This is a genomic window from Comamonas testosteroni TK102 (assembly GCF_000739375.1).
Taxonomy (GTDB): domain Bacteria; phylum Pseudomonadota; class Gammaproteobacteria; order Burkholderiales; family Burkholderiaceae_C; genus Comamonas; species Comamonas brasiliensis.
In genome coordinates, this window is record NZ_CP006704.1 from 454,745 (window position 1) to 472,647 (window position 17,903).

Sequence of the window (17,903 nt, forward strand, 5' to 3'; positions counted from 1 at the left end):
CGAGAACCTCCCTAAACTTAACTGCGCGCAAACCATGGTGCAAAGTCCTTAACTTCCCAAAAAAATAGCAGGAATGCAAGCAGCCGCGAGACCTGATGCCTCCTCAGAACATCCACATGTGGATAACTTCCTTCAATCGAGGCGGGAAGAAGTGAAAAAATAAAAAAGCGCCAAACACTGCTGGCGCCGAATTTCGAGAGTTCTGAGATTTAGTGGTTTGAAATCAATAACTTACCGCTTTTGTTCTGCGTCGTAGGCCAGGGATTGTCGTCCAATAACCACTTGATCTGCTTGGGTGATACGACCTTGTGATGCTGCAACCAACGCCCGGCAAGGCCGTTGTTGCAGCGGGAATCAGCCCTGAGCGCGCTGCAGGCGCGAGTGCTTGTGCACAGCTTCGACCAGCGCGGCCACATGTTCGGGCGGGGTGAACTGGCTGATGCCATGACCCAGATTGAAGATGTGGGTGGGGCCGGTGGTGCGTTTGTCGGTATGGGGCTTGCCAAAGCTGTCCAGCACGGCGCGCGCCTGGGCGGCGACCTGCTCGGGCGCGGCAAACAGCACATTGGGGTCGATATTGCCCTGCAGCGCCTTGCCGGGGCCGCCGATCTCGCCGCCCACGATGGCGCGAGCCTTGCCCAGATTGGCGGTCCAGTCCAGACCCAGCACTTCGCAGTCGATGTCCTTCATGTCGGGCAGCCAGATGCCTCCGCCCTTGGTGAAGACGATACGGGGCACATCGCTGCCGTCCACGCCGATGCGCTTGAGCCCGGCCAGCACGCGCTTGGTATAGGTCAGGCTGAATTCCTGGAAAGCGCCGTCGGCCAGCACGCCGCCCCAGCTGTCAAAAATCATCACGGCCTGGGCGCCGGCATCGATCTGGGCGTTCAGGTAGGCGGCCACGCTGTCGGCGTTGACTTCCAGGATGCGGTGCATCAGGTCGGGGCGCGAGTACATCAGCGACTTGACGGTGCGGTAGTCATCGCTGCCCTTGCCCTCGGTCATGTAGCAGGCCAGAGTCCAGGGGCTGCCCGAGAAGCCGATCAGGGGCACACGGCCATTGAGCGCCTTGCGGATATTGGTGACGGCGTCAAACACATAGCGCAGCTTGTCCATGTCGGGCACGGCCAGCTCGGCCACGGCGGCCTCGTCGCGCACGACCTTGGCAAAGCGCGGACCTTCGCCTTCGGCGAACGACAGGCCCAGGCCCATGGCGTCGGGTACGGTCAGGATGTCGCTGAACAGAATGGCCGCGTCCAGAGGGAAGCGTTCCAGCGGCTGCAGGGTCACCTCGGTGGCGTAGTCCACATTGGTGGCCAGGCCCATGAAGCTGCCGGCCTTGGCGCGGGTGGCCTTGTATTCGGGCAGGTAGCGTCCCGCCTGGCGCATCAGCCACAGGGGCGTGTAGTCAGTAGCCTGGCGACGGCATGCGCGCAGGAAGGTGTCATTGGTCAGGGGGGCGAAACTCATATGTCGATTGTCGCCCACTCCGGCTTTCCCATTCACCACAATCCCGAGCAGCAATTCAGCTCTCTGTGCAGGGATGGCGGCTGCCATGGTTTGTCATGCAACCGTCATCCAAGTGTCGCGCGGGCTTCATCTGCGTTTTCCACAATGACGCCACGCAGACACACCGTGTGGCACAGGCAGGCCGCCAACTGCGTCCAACACCGGAGGAAAGCAGACATGAGGCATCCCGAGATTCTTGATGCGCTGAATGGCCAGAGCATCGCGACGACACCGTCATCGGCTCCCTCGCTTTCCCATCGCCCCGCCAGTCCCGCACACGCTGCAGCGCCCGCTTTGCGCCTGCAGGTGCGCTGGGCCCGTCATCTGGACGAGGTCCGCCAGGCCCAGCGCCTGCGCTATCAGATCTTTGCCGAAGAAATGGGTGCCGTGCTGCAGACACCCGTGGCAGGTCACGACATCGATGTCTTCGACGATTTCTGCGAGCATCTGATGGTCTGTGATGAAGAGCAGAACAAGGTGATCGGCACCTACCGTCTCCTGACCCCCGCTCAGGCCCAGCGCGCCGGCGGTCTGTACAGCGATCAGGAGTTCGACCTCTCGCCCATCCACGCCTGGCGTGCGCAGATGGTGGAGCTGGGACGCAGCTGCGTGCATGCGGAGCATCGCCAGGGCGGCGTGATTCTGGCGCTCTGGGGCGCGTTGGCCGAGTTCATGCAGCGCAACCAGCTGGAGGCCATGGTGGGCTGCGCCAGCATTCCCATGCAGTACCCCGGTCTGGCCCATGGCGAAGGCCCGGCACGCATCTGGCAGCAGCTGCGCCAGAGCCATCTGGCCGAGCCCGAGTTGCAGGTGCGCCCGCGGGTGGCGCTGCCCGAGGAGCTGGCATGTGTCAGCAATGTCTCGGTGGATGCGCTGAAGGTCGAGCCGCCAGCGCTGATCCAGGGTTATCTGCGCGCCGGTGCCAAGGTGCTGGGGGCACCGGCCTGGGATAGCGACTTCAATACCGCCGATCTGCCCATCATGATGCGCATGCAGGATCTGCCTTCTCGCTATCGCCGACTGTTCGGACGCATGAAGTCTTGAGGCGGGAGCAGAAATCAAAAAGCCTGCGGCCGATGTCGCAGGCTTTTTGCATGGCAGGGCGTGCTATGCGGCGTGGCTGGGCTCATCTTCCAGGCCTTCGGCAAACAGGCCCAGCGCGGTAACCATCAGGCCCAGCATGAGGAAGGCATAGGCCGCAATGGACAGCACCAGGCTCATGCTGTAGCCCCACTGGAGAACCGAGCAGGCCCATTCCCAGGAAGCATAGAGCGCGGTGCACTGATTGCTGGCTGGCATGTGCACATACCAGGTGACGGCGATCCACATCAGGACCAGCATCACCACCGTGGTGCGCAGCTTGTGCGAGGGGGTCTGGTCCATGTTCTTGAGCAAGACCAGTGGTATGGCTCCGCCCCAGACAAACATCATCAGCCAGCTGAAGGCCGGCGCCTGTGCCAGTATCTGCTGCAGCCAATGCATCTTGGGCATGCTGTTGATGCTGGCCAGGATGTCCCAGGCAAAGGGCAGGGCCAGTCCGGCAATGGCCAGGCTGGCTAGCGCCAGTGCACGCAACAGGCAAAGACGTTTGTGAGACGGCTGATGGATAAGGTTGGCATGCATGGCTTACCTCCTGTGCAGTTCAGGCGGTCCGCAGCAGTCAACGCGTGCAAGGCTGGCAAAGGCCGAAAACTGCGGTTGCACCTGGCTTGTGGGCAATTCCAGTCTAGAGCTTTTGTCCGGTTTGTGCCATAGGTGCTGCCCTCCTGCGTAGAGTCGCGTTCCAGCGCGAATCGAAGCCAGACCGGAACCCGCCGGTTTGACAGGAGCGAGGCTGGTGTGCCGAGTCGTAAAGTTGATTGCGCCAGGTTCATGAACCCCGCCGACTCTGGCTTCTGCCGGCTCACGGGACTAAGCTTTGCATGCTCGACTCGGGGCGCCGGGCAAAGGAGTTCTTATGCTGAGCCAATCTGCTGTGACGACGATGCTGCCGGTAATGGATCTGGCGCGGGCCCGCGCTTTCTACGAGGAATGCCTGGGTCTGCAGCCCGGGGAGCTGCGACCCGACGGGAAATTTGTCTATCGGGTGGGCGGCAGCGCCCTGGCCCTGTTTCCCAGACCTGGCGGCACCAAGGCCGAGCACACGGCCATCAGCTTCCAGGTGTCCGATATCGCCGCGAGCATTCGGGAGCTGAAAGGCCGGGGCGTGGTGTTTGAAGACTATGACTTTCCTGATTTCAAGACCGTCGACCATGTCTGCGTGCTGGGGGCCGAGAAAGCCGCCTGGTTCAAGGACACGGAAGGCAATTACCTCTGCCTGCACGAGGAGCTGGAGCAGGCATGAGGGGGCGCAGCGCCCGGCACGCAGGGGCGACCTAGATCTGCTGGAGCGCGTCCAGCACTTCGCTCTTGGAGAGCAGCTCGCTCATCACCACCGGCGGCTTGCCGGGCAGGTACAGCACATAGACGGGGACGCCGCTGCGTCCCAGTGATTGCAGTGCCTGGGTGATGGCCGGGTCCTGGCGCGTCCAGTCGGCGCGTAGCAGCTGCACCTTGTGCTGCTCGAAAGCTGCCAGCACCTCGGCATTGCTCAGCGTGGTGCGCTTGTTGACCTGGCAGGTCACGCACCAGGCGGCCGTGAAGTCCACAAACACCGGCCGGCCCGAGGTCTGGGCAGACTGAACCTTGTCTGCCGACCAGGGTTGCCAGAGTTCACCGGCCTGTGCCCTGACCTGATTCGCAGGCTCGGCCTTGATCAGCGGCAGTGCGTAGTAGGCCACACCAATGGCCAGCAGCAAGGCGACAGCGCCGAGGCTCATGCGGCTCTTGCCGCGCAGGCCCAGGGCCCAGATCAGCGCGGCCAGCACCAGCAGCAGGGCCAGCAGGGCCGCGGCGGCATCCATGCCGCCCTGGTGGCCCAGCACCCAGACCAGCCAGACCACGGTGGCAAACATGGGGAAGGCCATGGCGTGGCGGAAGGTCTGCATCCAGGGACCGGGGCGGGGCAGCCAGCTCACGACGGCGGGCACGAAGCTGGCCAGCAGATAGGGCAGGGCCATGCCCATGCCCAGTGCGGCAAACACCGTCAGCGCCTGCGCCGCAGGCATATCGATGGCAAAGCCCAGAGAGGCACCCATGAAGGGCGCCGTGCAGGGCGAGGCAATGGCCACGGCCAGCACGCCGGACAGAAAGGAGTCCAGTATCGGGTTGCGTGCCTGGGCGCTGGCAATGCTGCTGGGCAGCAGACTGCCGAACTCGAACCAGCCGGCCAGATTCAGTCCCAGCACGGTGAACAGCGCTGCCAGCAGCGAGACCACCACGGGCGACTGCAGCTGGAAGCCCCAGCCCAGTTGCTGACCGGCCGCGCGCAGGCCCAGCAGCAGTGCGCCGAGTGCCACAAAGGACAGCACCACGCCGGCAGCATAGGCCAGGCCGCCCAGTTTCTGGGCCTGGCGGTTCTGGCCATGCACCGCAAACCCCAGTACCTTGATGGCCAGCACGGGAAATACGCAGGGCATGAGGTTGAGGATCAGACCGCCGATCAGGCCGCCCAGCAGGGCCGCCCAGAGGCTGCCTGCACTGGCCGTATTGCCCGCAGGTACGGCCTGTGAAGCGGTCTTGTTGGCCTCCAGAGCTGCGGCCAGGGCCGGAGAAACGCCTGCGAGCGCGGGGGCGCTCCAGCGGCCCTGCACGGCCAGCTCGCTGCGCCAGCCAGCGCTTTCGCCCCGCTCCAGCGCAGCAGCGCGCTCAGCGGGCGGCAGGGCCAGCACCACGGCCAGTTGCGCCGCGGTTTCGCCGCGCATATCGGACAGGGGCATGTTCTCGCCCACCCAGACGTTACCGTCCCAGTGCTGCTTCCAGTCCTTGCCCGACTCTGCGGCATGCTTGAAGGTGTCGGCGTTCTCGGGATAGAACTCCAGTGTCTTGCCCTTCAGGCTGGGGGGCAGTCCGGGTATGCGCAGTGTCACGCGGTCGTCGGGCAGTTTCGTGCCTTCGGCCTTGCCGGACTCGACAAGGGCCTGGCCGCCCTGGCTCAGCGCCTGCGGTTGGTCGGCCTGGGCCTGCACAAAGGCCTGGCTTTGCGGAGCGCTGCTGCCCTGAACGGGGATCTGCAGTTGGAAGTTGCCGGACTCGGGAATGCATTCCACGCGGCAGACCAGCCATTCGGCGGCCAGGCCCAGGTCCACCATGCCGGAGGCCGGTGCCTTGAAATCGGCCGCGACCTTGATGGGTACGGGCAGCAGCACCGTGTCCTCATAGCCATAGTTGACCAGGGGCCCTACGCGTAGCGCATGAGGCAGCGGCCATGCGATGGGGCCAGCCTCCAGGCCTGGGGGCAGCTGCCACTGCAGCACCGTGGGTAGGCCCGAATCGCCGGCATTCTTCCAATAGGTATGCCATTCGGGCTGATGGGTGATCTTCAGCCCCAGCCAGAAGACCTGGCCGGCGGTGATGCCCTCGGGGGCCTGGGCCACCAGCTCGGCCTGCACGCGCGGCGTCTGCACGGTGGCGCCACCCGAAGCCGAATTCTTCAGCAGGATCTGCGCGCCGGCACCGGTGGAGAAGGCACAGACCCAGACGGCCAGCGCCAGCATCAGCCAGAGTGAAAGGCGCTGCGAGAGGCTGCGGGGTCCGGTGGTCAGGGAAAGGGCTTGAGAAGACATGGCGGACGGTGGGAGTCTGTGGCGGTGTTTTTGGTTCCCTGCACGGGGGCGGCTGATTGGCAAAACCAATGCTTGCATAGGCGCATGGTATTGGACAGAGGGCGCGGGCGGACTCCATCATGGCCCGGCCAACAAGGCTCAAACAGCCCGCAGCCGGAGCCGGTCGCAGGAGTCCGTTGCCGGGCAATTACAGGAGACAAGCATTATGGTGAATACCTCACGCCGCCGCTTTCTTGCCACCTCGGCAGCCTGTGCTGCCACCGCGCTGCCCTGGCATGCGGCCGCTGCGTCAGCCTATCCGGACAGGTCGGTACGGGTCATCGTGCCGTTTCCGGCCGGAGGCACCACGGACGTGGTGGCGAGGCTGGCCATGCAAAAGCTCGGCGAAATCACGGGCCAGTCCTTTGTGGTCGACAACAAGGGCGGCGCCAACGGCGTCATCGGCTCCGAACTGGCAGCCCGCGCCGCACCCGATGGCTACACGCTGCTGATGAACACGGCAGGAGCGCAGACCCTGAGTCCCGTGCTCTACAAGACCGGCTACGAGGCGCTGGCCAGCTTCGAGCCCATCAGTCATCTATGCGATGTCGGTTTTGTGGTGATTGCGCGCAAGGACCTGCCCGTCAACAGCATGCAGGAGCTGATCGCCATGGCGAAGCAGGGTCGGCCGCTGAGCGCCTCCTCGGGCAGCAGCATGATCTCGCTGATCACCGAGCAGTTCAAGAAGGTGGTCGAGGTGCCCGGCATCGTCAATGCCCAGTACAAGGGCACGGGCGCGCAGATGCAGGCCGTGGTGGCGGGCGAGGTGGACTTCTCGTTCGATTCCTTCACCTCGGTGGAAATGATTCGCGCGGGCAAGGTCAAGGCCCTGGCCGTGCTGCTGCCCCAGCGTGCACCGGCCTTTGCCCAGGTGCCAACGCTGCGCGAGCTGGGCGTCAGTGGCATGGATTTCAGTTCCTGGTCGGGCCTGCTGGCGCCCAAGGGCACACCGCAGGAGATCGTGGGCTATCTGGCCCAGCAGATGGACAGGATCATGCAGATGCCCGATGTGATGGCCAGGCTCGCCGGCTACAACTACCTGCCGCGGCGCAGCACGCCCCAGGAGTTCGGACGGCTCATCGCCGCCGACCACGAGCGCTGGAAGCGCGTCGTCAAGGAAACGGGCATCACCCTGGGTTAGCGTCGCGCGGTGGCCCCCCCGCATCCGCGGCCAGGGTGGCCACGGTACTGGGCGGCTGGCCACCCACCTCGGCAGGGATGGCGATGCGCTCGCAGGGGGCGGCCCGGGCTATAAGTGCATCGCTGTCCACGGGGGCTTCTGCTTGCTCTGCGGCCGGCGTCTGTTCCCGGGCCGGCTCTGCAGCCGGGATGGCGGCCTGGGCCGGCAGCATGTGCGCCTTGCGCCAGTTGCCCCAGCGGTAATAGGCCAGCATCATCAGCATGGAGCAGACGGAGCTGATGGGAAAGCTCCACCAGATGGCATCCACGCCCATCACGGGTTGCAGCCAGCGTGCCACGGGAACGCGTATGCCCCACATGGCGATCGCCAGAATCAGCACCGGCGCCATGACGGCTCCCGTGGAGCGCACCACGCCGGCCAGCACAAAGGTCACGCCGAAGAAGAGGAAGGAGCCAATGGCAATGTGGTTGAGGTGGCGGGCCACCTCCAGCGAGGGGCTGCCGCCGGGCAGAAACCAGCCCAGCACATGACGGTCCAGCAGCACGATGAGGACGATCAGGCTGCCGGTCAGCAGAAGATTGCCCAGCATGCCGGCATTGGCCGTGGCGCTGACACGCTTCCAGAGGCCCGCGCCCACGTTCTGCGCCGCCATGGACGAACAGGCGGCGCCTATGGCCATGGCCGGCATCTGCACATAGGTCCATAGCTGCAGCGCGGCGCTATAGGCGGATGCCGTCTGCACGCCATGCTCGTTGACCATGGAGATCATGGCGATCATGGCCAGCGAGATCATCACGATCTGCACGCCCATGGGCAGGCCCTTGACCACCAGAGTGCGTACGATCGTCAGATCGGGCTTGAACAGCCCCAGCTGCCGGCGACCTATCCACAAGGGGTGGCGGCGCAGACGCAACCAGCCCAGCAGAGCCGCAAAGCTCACGGCATTGGCAATCAGCGTGGCGACTGCCGAGCCCTGGATGCCCATGCGCGGCACGGGGCCCCAGCCAAAGATCAGCAGAGGGTTGAGGGCCATGTCCAGCGCCACGACGACGAGCAGAAACCAGAACGGCGTTCGGGTGTCTCCCGCGCCGCGCAGGGCGGCCGTCACAAAGCTGAACATGAACAGCAGCGGAATGGCCAGAAAGATGACTTTGAGATAAGCCTCGGCCAGCGGCAAAGCCGCCTCGGGCGTGCTCATCCATTGCATGAGATGGCGCGACAGCGGCCAGCCCAGCACGGCAATCAGCAGTGAGACAACACCAAAAAACGTCGCACTGGTGCCAAGCACACGTTTGGCCTGCGCGATGTTTTTCGACCCCATGCTCTGGGCGATCAGGATATTGGTTGCCATGCTGATGCCGAACACCGCGCCGATCAGTGCAAACATCACGTTGTTGGCATTGGCGGTGGCCGTCAGTGCGGCCTCGCCCAGGTGACCGCCGACCCAGATGGCATTGACCGAGCCGTTGAGCGACTGCAGCACATTGCCGGCCAGGATCGGCAGGGCAAAGACCAGCAAGGTGCTGGCGATCGGGCCCTGGGTCAGGTCGCGGGTCTGGGGCTTGGAGTTGGCGGTGCGCGCACTCTGGCGCGAGGCGCTGGCGGAGGCTTCAGGCATCGGCCCATTGTGGGGCATGTCGACTGGTTGCGGTTGACGGGCGGTGGGCCCGGAATCCGGGGCATGTGGTGGTTTCGGGGCGCTGGCGCAGCTACGATGATGGCCATGAGCAATACCCCGACCACTCCCGCAAGCGCGCTTCCCCGCTGGCCCTCGCGCTTCTGGGCCCAGGCCTCGGCCCATGACTTTGCCCTGGCCCAGAGCAATGGACTGGCCGCAGACACCGTGGCCGTGCTGCCCGTGGCGGCGGTGGAGCAGCATGGTCCGCACCTGCCGCTGTCGGTGGATGCCCGCCTGATAGAGGGCGTCATCGATGCCGCTCTGGCGCAGCTGCCAGCCGAGCTGCCGGTGCTGTTTCTGCCGCCGCAGAACATCGGCTTTTCGGTCGAGCATACGCACTATGCAGGCACCTTGAGCCTGCAGCCGGCCACGCTGATTGCGCTGTGGACGGAGCTGGGCGCGTGCGTGGCGCGCGCCGGCATCAGGAAGCTGCTGCTGCTCAACGGTCATGGCGGCCAGGTCAGCGTGATGGACATCGTTGCGCGCGAGCTGCGCATCCGGCATGGCCTGCTGGTCTACAGCGCCAGCTGGTTCGGGCTGGTGGACGATGCGGCCAACCAGCAGTTCTGCGCGCATGAGCATCGCTTCGGCATTCACGGCGGCGAAGTGGAGACCTCGATGCTGCTGCACCTGGCGCCCGAGACCGTGCATATGGAACGTGCGCAGAACTTCGCTTCGAGCTCTGAGCAGCGGGCCGGCAAATACCACTTCATCGGCAATGGCCGCAGCGCCAAGCTGGGCTGGGCCATCGAGGACTACAACCCGGCCGGAGCCGTGGGCAACTCCGCCGCCGCGACGGCCGAGCGCGGCGCGGCCATGGTGCGTTCATCGGCGCAGGGCCTGGTGGGGTTGCTCGGCGAAATTCATGACCTGCCCCTGAGCACGGTCGGAAACCAGCCGCAGCCGCTTTGAATTCAGGAGCTTATTGCGCAATAGTAGTATGTATTTCCGATACATTTTGTATTGAAAATAAATGCTGTCAGTCGATACAAGCTACTTAAAAGATAGCAAAAAAACAGAAAGGCCCTGAAAGGCCACTGCAGCAATCTGTTTCATCGCGGGCCTCGTTCAACGCAAGCCGCCAAAAACTGGCGTGCTCCATGCGCGCGACAGCGAGCAAGACCTGGGCGGCGCCGCCGCCGCGCAGCGAGGCTGTCGTCCCCTTCCGGTGCGAAGCACCAGAGAGGGGGAAGGCGAGCCAGCGCCATAGATCTGCTCGCAGACACCGTAGGGCAGCGGCCGCAGCCTCTGTCAACGCCCTGAAAAACCGGCGCGGTCCCGCAAAGAGACACCGAGCAAGACCTAGGCGGCCCCCGCCGCCGCGCAGCGAGGCTGTCGTCCCCTTCCGGTGCGAAGCACCAGAGAGGGGGAAGGCGAGTCAGCGCCATAGATCTGCTCGCAGCCACCGTAGGGCAGCGGCCGCAGCCTCTGTCAACGCCCTGAAAAACTGGCGCGGTCCCGCAAAGAAACACCGAGCAAGGGCCGCCCCGCAGCGAAGGTGTTGTCCCCCTCCCATAGCGCGAAGCGCGTAGAGAGAGGGGGAAGGCGCGCCAGCGCCACAGGGGGAGCTTACTGTTTCGCAATCTTGGCCGTGGTGATGACATCGCCCCAGCGCTTGATTTCCGACTGCAGCAGCTTGGCGGTCTGCTCGGGGGTGCTGGCCTGGGCCTGCACATTGAGCTCGCGCAGCTTCTTGGCGACCTCGGGGTTGTTGACGGCGGTGTTGATTTCCTTGTTCAGGCGCGCGATCACGGGGGCGGGCGTCTTGGAGGGGGCGGCCAGCGCATTCCAGGACGAGGCCACAAAGCCCTTGACGCCGGATTCCTGGGCTGTGGGCACATTGGGCAGCAGCGGCGAGCGCTTCTCGCCCGTCACCGCGAGCAGGTTCACGGCCTTGGAATTGATCTGTCCCATGATGGGCGTGAGAATTTCCACGGCCGCATCGATCTGCTTGCCGCGCAGCGCGGTCACCACGGCGGGCGTGCCGTTGAAGGGCACGATCTGCGCGTCGATGCCGGCCGTGGTCTTGAACAGCTCTGCCGCCAGGTGCTGGGTGCTGCCCACGTTGATGCTGCCCAGGTTCAGCTTGCCGGGATTGGCCTTGGCATAGCTCACGAGTTCGCCCAAATTCTTGAAGGGCGATTTGGCATCGGTGATGACGCCGATGTCAAAGTAGCCCAGCGTGGAGATGGGCGTCAGATCCTTGACCATGTCGAAGGGCAGATTGTTGAACAGATTCACCGTGACGGCGCTGCCGTTGGACATGAGAAACAGCGTATGGCCATCGGGCGCCGCCTTGGCCACGGTGTCGGCCGCGACGATACCGCCCGCGCTGGGCTTGTTGTCGATGACCACGGGCTGGCCGAGCTGGGTGGACAGTTGCTGGGCCACCACACGGGCCGTCACATCGGCCACGCCCCCGGCCCCGAAGGGAACGACGATGCGGATGGGTCGGTTGGACAGGCCTTCGGCCTGGGCGGTGGCGGCAAATCCGCTCAGCAGGGCAGCCCCCGCTGCGGCACTGATCAGGGATTGGGTAAAACTGCGGCGTTTCATGCTTGTCCTTCTGTCTGAAACTTTTATCCCGAGAGTGTGCCGCCGAAAGATGCCCGCAGGCAGCCGCAAAGCGTTCTGTCTGCTATGCCGCACAGGTATGGCTAGTTACCGCTTGCTTGCAGGGTATCCATTTCCCAGTGATGCATGACCTCGCGCACTATCAGCAGGGCGGCTGCATGCTCGGGGGTCTGCGGCATCTGCGGATCGGCATGGCCAGGCTGCTGGGCCTGGCGCGCCAGCAGCTCGAACAGGTTCTCGATGGCCTCGCGTGACGCCTGGGGGGCTTGTGGATCGGCCGTGGCGCCATGGATCAGTTGCCGCAGCAGCGGGTCTGTCGTCTGCAGCAGACTGGCGCCTGCAGGCAGCCAGCGCCCGGCCGGCATGACGGCATCCTCGACATCGGCAATCGCGTTTTCCAGCATCAGCGCATTGGGCATGCGCTGGGCAAAGGCCTTGACCAGGGTGGCGATGCCGATGGGCAGCCGGTGCTGCTGCGCGCCTATGTCAAGCGTCAGCGTCGTATCGCCAAGACTGAGAAAGATGGAGTCCATTGCGGCCTTGTAGCACTTTGCGTTGGCCGGCTCCGGGCCTGAGGGGAGTCAGGCGCTGGTGATCCAGCTTCTGTATTCGGCGCTATCGAGATGGTTGAGCGTGTTGAAGCTTTGCAGCATCAAGCGCTTGGGACTGATGCTGAACTCCGTCACGGCAATATTGCGCAGTCGCATATTGAGGGCGATGGTCACCTCGGGCGCGGTGCCAAGCACCTGGCCCACGGCAGTGGAGATGGGGCCGCCGCTGCTGACCAGCAGCACGTTGCGGCCGCTGTGCTGGTGGCGTATCTCCTCGAGCACCTGGTGCACGCCGTCCGCAAAGCCGTTCCAGTCGGGCATGCCCTGCGGGCTGATGGTGCCTCCCATCCATTGCGCCAGTGCGTCGCACAGCAGGCGGAAATGATGGCGGTACAGCTCGGGCGTATCGGGCCTGGGCAGGGGGGCCGGGTGGATGGCGCGCAGCAGGGCTTCGCTGTCGTACTCGTTGAGTCCGGGGCGGTTTTGTGCCTCGGGGCTGGACGCGCTGTCCAGGCCCTGGACGATGCCGGCCAGCGTCTGCTGATGGCGCTTGAGCGTACCCGCATAGACGGCGTCGAACTTCAGACCTCGCTCACGCCAGTATTCGCCCAGACGCACGGCCTGTTCCTGGCCGCGTGGGCTGAGCTGGTCGTAATCATCCGCGCCAAACGAGGCCTGGCCATGGCGCACAAGGTAGAGGTTTCCCATGGCGCGGATGTTGGGCCTTGCCCGCTTGCGGCGCTGTCATGCCTGCGACCTGCTGGCGCTTGGGCGACAGCGCCGGGATGCCTATTTCCGCAACCGACGTCCGGATTGGCGTGCGGGCAGGGCATGCCTCTCGGTTAAGATAGTTGAGAGCTATTCTCAAAAACATAAAAACACGCTCCGCTTTCGATACTGGTTCACGGATCTCCTGCACTTGGCTGGCAGGAGACTTGCCGGTTTCGAGGCGGAGCGTGTTTTTTATGCCTGTCCACCTCCTGGAGCCCTTCATGTTTCGACGACCCCTGTTTGCACTGGCCGCCGTTGCCAGCCTGTGCGCCCCTGCGCTGTCCGCCCACGCCGAGGACATCACGCTCTACACCACCCGTGAACCGGCACTGATCCAGCCCTTGCTGGCGGCCTTCACGGCGCAGACCAAGATCGGTGTGAAGACGGTCTTCGTCAAGGACGGCCTGCTGGAGCGCGTCAAGGCCGAAGGCCCGCGCTCGCCTGCCGATGTGCTGATGACGGTGGACATCGGCAATCTGGTGGATCTGGTGGACGGCGGCGTGACCCAGCCCGTCAAGTCCAGCGTGCTGGAGGCGGCCATTCCGGCCCAGTTGCGCGCCGCAGACAACCAGTGGTTTGCGCTGTCCATGCGGGCCCGCGTGCTGTATGCCGAAAAGGACATGAAGATCGGCGCCTTCCGCTATGAAGACCTGGCCAAGCCCCAGTTCAAGGGCAAGGTCTGCAGCCGTGCCGGCCAGCACCCCTACAACACGGCACTGATCGCCGCCATGATTGCCCATGACGGCGAAGCCAAGACCGAGCAGTGGCTCAAGGGCGTCAAGGCCAATCTGGCGCGCAAGGCCACGGGCGGCGACCGCGACGTGGCGCGTGACATTCTGGGCGGCATCTGCGATGTGGGCCTGGCCAACACCTATTACGTGGGCCATATGAAGGCGGCCAAGGAAGGTACGGACGCACGCAAGTGGGGCGATGCCATCAAGGTCGTCAAGCCTACTTTCAACGATCCCAAGAGCGGCACGCATATCAATATCAGCGGCGCCTCGGTGGCCAAGCACGCACCCAACCGCGATCAGGCCGTGAAACTGCTGGAGTTCCTGGTTTCCGAGCCGGCCCAGAATATGTACGCCCAGGCCAACTACGAGCACCCTGTGCGCAAGGGCGTGGCGCTGGACCCCGTGGTGGCCCAGAGCATTGGCGAGATCAAGATCGATCCGCTGCCGCTGACCGAGATCGCCAAGCACCGCAAGGCTGCCAGCGTGCTGGTCGACAAGGTGGGATTCGACAAGTAAACACCCCTGAGCGGCCCCGCCGCTTCCCCTCTCTCTACGCACTGCGCGCCAGGGGAGGGGACGACAGCATCGCAGCGGGGCGGCGGGGCCGCCGAGGCCGTTGCTCGCTGTCCCTTGCTTAGGAGCATGCTTGTTTTAGCATTGCGCTCCTGTTTGAGCCCCTTTGCTGGGGCATGTCTGTTTCTGGGCGTTGGTCTTGTCGTGATCGTTTTGTCTTGATGTTTTCTTTTCTTCGTTCAGGGCTCAGGCCCGTCGGGCCGGTGTGGCAGGGCGCAAGCTGGTTGATTGCGCTGGGGGTGTTTGCGCCCATTGCCTCGCTGGCCTGGCTGGCGCTGGGCTCGGACTGGGCGCACTGGCAGGATCTGCTGCGCTATGTGCTGCCCGATGCCGCCGCCAATACGGCCTGGCTGCTGGGCGGGGTGGGCCTGGTGGTGCTGGTGGTGGGCACGGGCTGCGCCTGGCTGGTGACGGCCTGCGATTTTCCGGGACGGCGCTGGCTGCACTGGGCGCTGCTGCTGCCGCTGGCCATGCCGGCCTATATCGTTGCCTTTGCCTATCTGGATCTGCTGCACCCCATAGGCCCGGTGCAGGGCGCGCTGCGCTGGTTGCTGGGTTACGACAGCCCGCGTCAGTGGCGCCTGCCCGATCTGCGCTCCATGGGCGGTGCGATCTTCGTGCTGGGGTTCACGCTCTACCCCTATGTGTATATGACGGCACGGGCCATGTTCATGACCCAGCCGGCGCATCTGATGGAGGCCGCCCGCTCGCTGGGTGAGACCCGCTGGGGTGCTTTTTGGCGCGTGGCCCTGCCCATGGCGCGACCGGCGCTGGTCGTGGGCCTGAGCCTGGCGTTGCTGGAGACGCTGGGCGATATCGGTGCGTCCGAGTTTCTGGGCGTGCACACGCTCACGGTATCGATCTACACCACCTGGGTCACGCGCTCCGATCTGGCCGGTGCCGCGCAGATTGCCTGCTCCATGCTGCTGGCCGTGGTGGCCCTGGTCTGGCTGGAGCGTCAGGGCCGCAGTCGCCAGCGCTTTGGCTCGGCCCAGCGCATGAGGGCCATAGCGCCGCACCGTCTGCCGGCAGGCAGGGCCTGGCTTGCCACGCTGGCCTGCAGCCTGCCGGTGCTGATCGGCTTTGCCGCACCGGCGGCCTATCTGGCCTGGGAAAGCGGCAAGCGTCTGCTGCAGGGCTCGGGCGTCTCCGAGGGCCTGGTCTCCAGCCTGCTCAACACGCTGGGGCTGGCGCTGGGCGTGACCCTGATCGCGGTGGCTGCGGGTCTTGTCGTGGCCTGGGCCACGCGCGCCGGCATCAGCACGCGAGCGCCATCGCGCTGGCCTGCACAGCTGGCGGCGCTGGGCTACGCCGTGCCGGGCACGGTGCTGGCCATCGGCCTGTTGACGCCGGCGCTGGCATTCGACGCAGGGCTGGCCCAGCTGTTCGGCATGGACGGCCTGCCGCTGATGGGGCAGGGGATTGTGCTGGTGGCCGCCTGCGTGATTCGCTTCCTTGTCATGCCCGTGGGCGGGATCGAGGCCGGTCTGGTGCGTATCCCGCCGACGCTGGAGCAGGCCTCGCGCCTGCTGGGCGAAAGCCGCCTGGGCACGCTGCGTCGCGTACACCTGCCGCTGCTGCGGCCTGCCATGGCCACCAGTGCCATGCTGGTGTTTGTCGATGCCATGAAGGAACTGCCCGCCACCTTGCTGCTGCGCCCGGCCGATTTCGATACCCTGGCCACCTGGCTCTATGCCGAAGCCGCGCGCGGCACCTATGAGGAGGGCGCGATCGCCGCGCTGTGCATTGTGGTCGCGGGGCTGGTTCCCGTCATGCTGCTGGCGCGTGCCCAGCTGTCGGGTACTCAGCGATGAATGTGCACGAAAATCGGCTCAAGCGCTTATGGATATTGCGCAAGCAGCTATTGAATATGAATAGGATGAGCAGGACTTGTGCAAACAAGAATGCAGCAACAGCCGGCCTCCCGAGGCAGTCGCTCTGCCAGAACCTGTTTGCCCAAGTCTTGATGAAGTGACTGCATGACCGCCTCTCTACAAATTGCGCAGCTGCAACTGGGCTATGAAACGCCTACGGGTCTGCACACCGTGCTACAGGGCTTTGATCTGCAGGTGCCTGCAGGTCATATCGCCAGCCTGCTGGGTCCCTCGGGTTGCGGCAAGACCTCCGTGCTGCGTGCGATCGCGGGCTTCGAGCCGGTGCATGCGGGCAGCATTCATCTGGGCAAGGTGCTGCTCTCCGGCCCCGGCACGCATCTGCCTCCCGAGCAGCGCCGTGTGGGCATGATGTTCCAGGAGTACGGGCTGTTCCCGCATTTGACGGCAGTGCAGAACGTGGGCTTCGGCCTGCGCCGCATGGGCAAGCCAGAGCGCGACAAACGTGTGCAGGAGCTGCTTGCCGTGGTGGGGCTGGCGAATTCAGGTGGCAAGTTCCCGCACGAGCTGTCCGGCGGCCAGCAGCAGCGTGTGGCGCTGGCCCGCGCCCTGGCGCCGTCCCCGGCCTTGCTGCTGCTCGATGAGCCATTTTCGAACCTCGACGCTGCCACGCGAGAGCGCCTGACGCTGGAGGTGCGCGACATTCTGCGGTCTGCCGGGCAGACGGCGATTCTGGTCACGCACAACGCGCAGGAAGCCGAAACCATGGCCGACCAGATCTGCAGGATGACGCCGGCTGAGCTCTGAGTCGGCCCTGAGGTTTAAAGCAGGACGCGGCCTGAGGTCACGGTCACGGTGTGGCCGCCCACCCAGAGCTTGCCGTTGGCGGCGGTCTGCACATGAACCTGGCCGTCACGACCTACGCAAACGCCTTGCGCGGCGCTATAGGGCGTCTGCAGCAGACCTTCGCCCGTCAGCCATTGGGCCAGCGCTGCATTCAGGCTGCCGGTGACTGGGTCTTCGCTCGCTGTCTCACCCACCAGGGCGCGCACTTCCAGACGCGGCGGAGCTGAGGTCACTTTTTCTTGAGCGGCTTCTTCAGCCTGCTTGGCAAAAGCGCGGGCCTCGCGGCTGGAACGTCCAATTAGCGGGGCATCCTCTTCCACCTCATAAATGGCCGCCAGACCGGCTTTGGCTCCCAGCTTCTTGAGCGCTCCAAAGTCCGGCTCCACACTCAGCACCGTATCGGGGTGTTCGAGCAGCAGGCCCAGCCAGGGCGAGCCGTTATGGAGGCTGCGCGCCATCAGCAGTTGTTCACGCTGCAGGCCCAGCGCCTGCAGCACGGGGGCCAGCTCCTCTTCGGGAATTTCCTGGGAGTCGAGTGAAGGGGCTTCGAAAAACAGAGCGCCTTGCGCATCGCAGCCAATGGCTACCAGGCCTTTTTTGCACTCCTGCAGTACCTGTTCGGGGTTGCGCGGCTGGCCGCCCTGGGCCAGCCAGGCATGGCAGCTGCCCAGCGTGGGGTGGCCGGCAAAAGCCAGCTCGCCTGCGGGCGTGAAGATACGCAGCTGGTAGTCGGCGCCCGCAGCCAGCCCCTCGGGCGAGGGCTGCAGCACAAAAGTGGTTTCCGACAGATTGGTCCAGCGTGCGAAGGCCTGCATCTGGGCCTCGCTCAAGCCATCGGCACCCAGCACCACCGCCACGGGGTTGCCGAGCAGCGCGGTGCGCGTGAACACGTCCACGGTCATATAGGGGCGAGAGAGAGGGCTGGTATGTGCGGAGGCAGACATGGGCAGCGATTGTCGGCAAAAAGAAAAACCGGCGCTGCACGGAGGTT

At 64.8% G+C, this 17,903-nt stretch carries 15 protein-coding genes; 7 read left to right on the forward strand and 8 right to left on the reverse strand.

Annotated elements, in window-relative coordinates; translation table 11 throughout:
• Positions 1–354 precede the first annotated feature (354 nt).
• The gene (gene hemE / locus O987_RS02070; RefSeq protein WP_003059247.1) at positions 355–1,470 is read right to left on the reverse strand and encodes a uroporphyrinogen decarboxylase; all 1,116 of its coding nucleotides are present in this window, start codon (positions 1,468–1,470) and stop codon (positions 355–357) included.
• A gap of 216 nt (positions 1,471–1,686) precedes the next feature.
• Here hemE and O987_RS02075 point away from each other — a divergent pair, with 216 nt between their 5' ends.
• Positions 1,687–2,553 (forward strand): GNAT family N-acetyltransferase, encoded by an 867-nt coding sequence (locus O987_RS02075; protein WP_003059246.1) that lies wholly within the window; start codon positions 1,687–1,689, stop codon positions 2,551–2,553.
• 63 nt (positions 2,554–2,616) lie between these two features.
• Here the strand turns inward: O987_RS02075 and O987_RS02080 are convergent, their stop codons facing one another.
• Positions 2,617–3,132, reverse strand: coding sequence for a hypothetical protein (locus tag O987_RS02080; protein WP_043370667.1), 516 nt, complete (start codon positions 3,130–3,132; stop codon positions 2,617–2,619).
• A 334-nt stretch (positions 3,133–3,466) separates the two neighbouring features.
• Between O987_RS02080 and O987_RS02085 the strand changes: the two genes are divergently transcribed.
• Positions 3,467–3,853: a VOC family protein gene (locus O987_RS02085; RefSeq protein ID WP_003059244.1), complete on the forward strand. Its 387-nt coding sequence runs from the start codon at positions 3,467–3,469 to the stop codon at positions 3,851–3,853.
• 31 nt (positions 3,854–3,884) lie between these two features.
• Here the strand turns inward: O987_RS02085 and O987_RS02090 are convergent, their stop codons facing one another.
• The gene (locus O987_RS02090) at positions 3,885–6,173 is read right to left on the reverse strand and encodes a protein-disulfide reductase DsbD family protein (RefSeq protein ID WP_043370668.1); all 2,289 of its coding nucleotides are present in this window, start codon (positions 6,171–6,173) and stop codon (positions 3,885–3,887) included.
• Positions 6,174–6,378: 205 nt separating this feature from the next.
• Here O987_RS02090 and O987_RS02095 point away from each other — a divergent pair, with 205 nt between their 5' ends.
• Positions 6,379–7,353 carry a Bug family tripartite tricarboxylate transporter substrate binding protein gene (locus O987_RS02095; protein ID WP_003059242.1) on the forward strand — a complete coding sequence of 325 codons (975 nt, stop codon included), beginning with the start codon at positions 6,379–6,381 and terminating at the stop codon, positions 7,351–7,353.
• Here O987_RS02095 and O987_RS02100 read toward each other — a convergent pair.
• Positions 7,340–8,971: an MATE family efflux transporter gene (locus tag O987_RS02100; protein WP_043370669.1), complete on the reverse strand. Its 1,632-nt coding sequence runs from the start codon at positions 8,969–8,971 to the stop codon at positions 7,340–7,342. The genes O987_RS02095 and O987_RS02100 overlap by 14 nt on opposite strands.
• A 96-nt stretch (positions 8,972–9,067) precedes the next feature.
• Here O987_RS02100 and O987_RS02105 point away from each other — a divergent pair, with 96 nt between their 5' ends.
• Positions 9,068–9,943: a creatininase family protein gene (locus O987_RS02105; protein WP_003059240.1), complete on the forward strand. Its 876-nt coding sequence runs from the start codon at positions 9,068–9,070 to the stop codon at positions 9,941–9,943.
• A 657-nt stretch (positions 9,944–10,600) separates the two neighbouring features.
• Here O987_RS02105 and O987_RS02110 read toward each other — a convergent pair.
• The 3 genes from O987_RS02110 to O987_RS02120 form a co-directional block, all read right to left on the reverse strand.
• Positions 10,601–11,587, reverse strand: a complete 987-nt coding sequence (locus O987_RS02110; RefSeq protein WP_003059239.1) for a Bug family tripartite tricarboxylate transporter substrate binding protein — start codon at positions 11,585–11,587, stop codon at positions 10,601–10,603.
• A 101-nt stretch (positions 11,588–11,688) separates the two neighbouring features.
• The gene (locus O987_RS02115; protein ID WP_043370671.1) at positions 11,689–12,138 is read right to left on the reverse strand and encodes a hypothetical protein; all 450 of its coding nucleotides are present in this window, start codon (positions 12,136–12,138) and stop codon (positions 11,689–11,691) included.
• A 48-nt stretch (positions 12,139–12,186) separates the two neighbouring features.
• A complete protein-coding gene (locus O987_RS02120) occupies positions 12,187–12,864 on the reverse strand; it encodes a histidine phosphatase family protein (protein WP_043370672.1) in 678 nt (225 codons plus the stop codon).
• Positions 12,865–13,148: 284 nt separating this feature from the next.
• Here O987_RS02120 and O987_RS02125 point away from each other — a divergent pair, with 284 nt between their 5' ends.
• The 3 genes from O987_RS02125 (at position 13,149) to O987_RS02135 (ending at position 16,873) form a co-directional block, all read left to right on the forward strand.
• The gene (locus O987_RS02125) at positions 13,149–14,177 is read left to right on the forward strand and encodes an extracellular solute-binding protein (protein ID WP_003059232.1); all 1,029 of its coding nucleotides are present in this window, start codon (positions 13,149–13,151) and stop codon (positions 14,175–14,177) included.
• A gap of 218 nt (positions 14,178–14,395) precedes the next feature.
• The gene (locus tag O987_RS02130; protein WP_043370673.1) at positions 14,396–16,048 is read left to right on the forward strand and encodes an ABC transporter permease; all 1,653 of its coding nucleotides are present in this window, start codon (positions 14,396–14,398) and stop codon (positions 16,046–16,048) included.
• A gap of 165 nt (positions 16,049–16,213) precedes the next feature.
• Positions 16,214–16,873 (forward strand): ABC transporter ATP-binding protein, encoded by a 660-nt coding sequence (locus O987_RS02135; protein ID WP_043370674.1) that lies wholly within the window; start codon positions 16,214–16,216, stop codon positions 16,871–16,873.
• A 14-nt stretch (positions 16,874–16,887) separates the two neighbouring features.
• Here O987_RS02135 and O987_RS02140 read toward each other — a convergent pair whose 3' ends face one another.
• Complete coding sequence (locus tag O987_RS02140) at positions 16,888–17,814, reverse strand: PhzF family phenazine biosynthesis protein (protein ID WP_080731625.1); 927 nt, start codon at positions 17,812–17,814, stop codon at positions 16,888–16,890.
• Between the last annotated feature and the right edge of the window lie 89 nt (positions 17,815–17,903).

What these genes read in the sequence shown, in the direction of transcription:
- hemE (WP_003059247.1), bottom strand. Translation starts at nt 1,470, where the DNA reads ATGAGTTTCGCCCCCCTGACCAATGACACCTTCCTGCGCGCATGCCGT.
- O987_RS02095 (WP_003059242.1), top strand. Translation starts at nt 6,379, where the DNA reads ATGGTGAATACCTCACGCCGCCGCTTTCTTGCCACCTCGGCAGCCTGT.
- O987_RS02140 (WP_080731625.1), bottom strand. Translation starts at nt 17,814, where the DNA reads ATGACCGTGGACGTGTTCACGCGCACCGCGCTGCTCGGCAACCCCGTG.
- O987_RS02135 (WP_043370674.1), top strand. Translation starts at nt 16,214, where the DNA reads ATGACCGCCTCTCTACAAATTGCGCAGCTGCAACTGGGCTATGAAACG.
- O987_RS02130 (WP_043370673.1), top strand. Translation starts at nt 14,396, where the DNA reads ATGTTTTCTTTTCTTCGTTCAGGGCTCAGGCCCGTCGGGCCGGTGTGG.
- O987_RS02075 (WP_003059246.1), top strand. Translation starts at nt 1,687, where the DNA reads ATGAGGCATCCCGAGATTCTTGATGCGCTGAATGGCCAGAGCATCGCG.
- O987_RS02110 (WP_003059239.1), bottom strand. Translation starts at nt 11,587, where the DNA reads ATGAAACGCCGCAGTTTTACCCAATCCCTGATCAGTGCCGCAGCGGGG.
- O987_RS02120 (WP_043370672.1), bottom strand. Translation starts at nt 12,864, where the DNA reads ATGGGAAACCTCTACCTTGTGCGCCATGGCCAGGCCTCGTTTGGCGCG.
- O987_RS02085 (WP_003059244.1), top strand. Translation starts at nt 3,467, where the DNA reads ATGCTGAGCCAATCTGCTGTGACGACGATGCTGCCGGTAATGGATCTG.
- O987_RS02125 (WP_003059232.1), top strand. Translation starts at nt 13,149, where the DNA reads ATGTTTCGACGACCCCTGTTTGCACTGGCCGCCGTTGCCAGCCTGTGC.
- O987_RS02090 (WP_043370668.1), bottom strand. Translation starts at nt 6,173, where the DNA reads ATGTCTTCTCAAGCCCTTTCCCTGACCACCGGACCCCGCAGCCTCTCG.
- O987_RS02105 (WP_003059240.1), top strand. Translation starts at nt 9,068, where the DNA reads ATGATGGCCATGAGCAATACCCCGACCACTCCCGCAAGCGCGCTTCCC.
- O987_RS02100 (WP_043370669.1), bottom strand. Translation starts at nt 8,971, where the DNA reads ATGCCTGAAGCCTCCGCCAGCGCCTCGCGCCAGAGTGCGCGCACCGCC.
- O987_RS02115 (WP_043370671.1), bottom strand. Translation starts at nt 12,138, where the DNA reads ATGGACTCCATCTTTCTCAGTCTTGGCGATACGACGCTGACGCTTGAC.
- O987_RS02080 (WP_043370667.1), bottom strand. Translation starts at nt 3,132, where the DNA reads ATGCATGCCAACCTTATCCATCAGCCGTCTCACAAACGTCTTTGCCTG.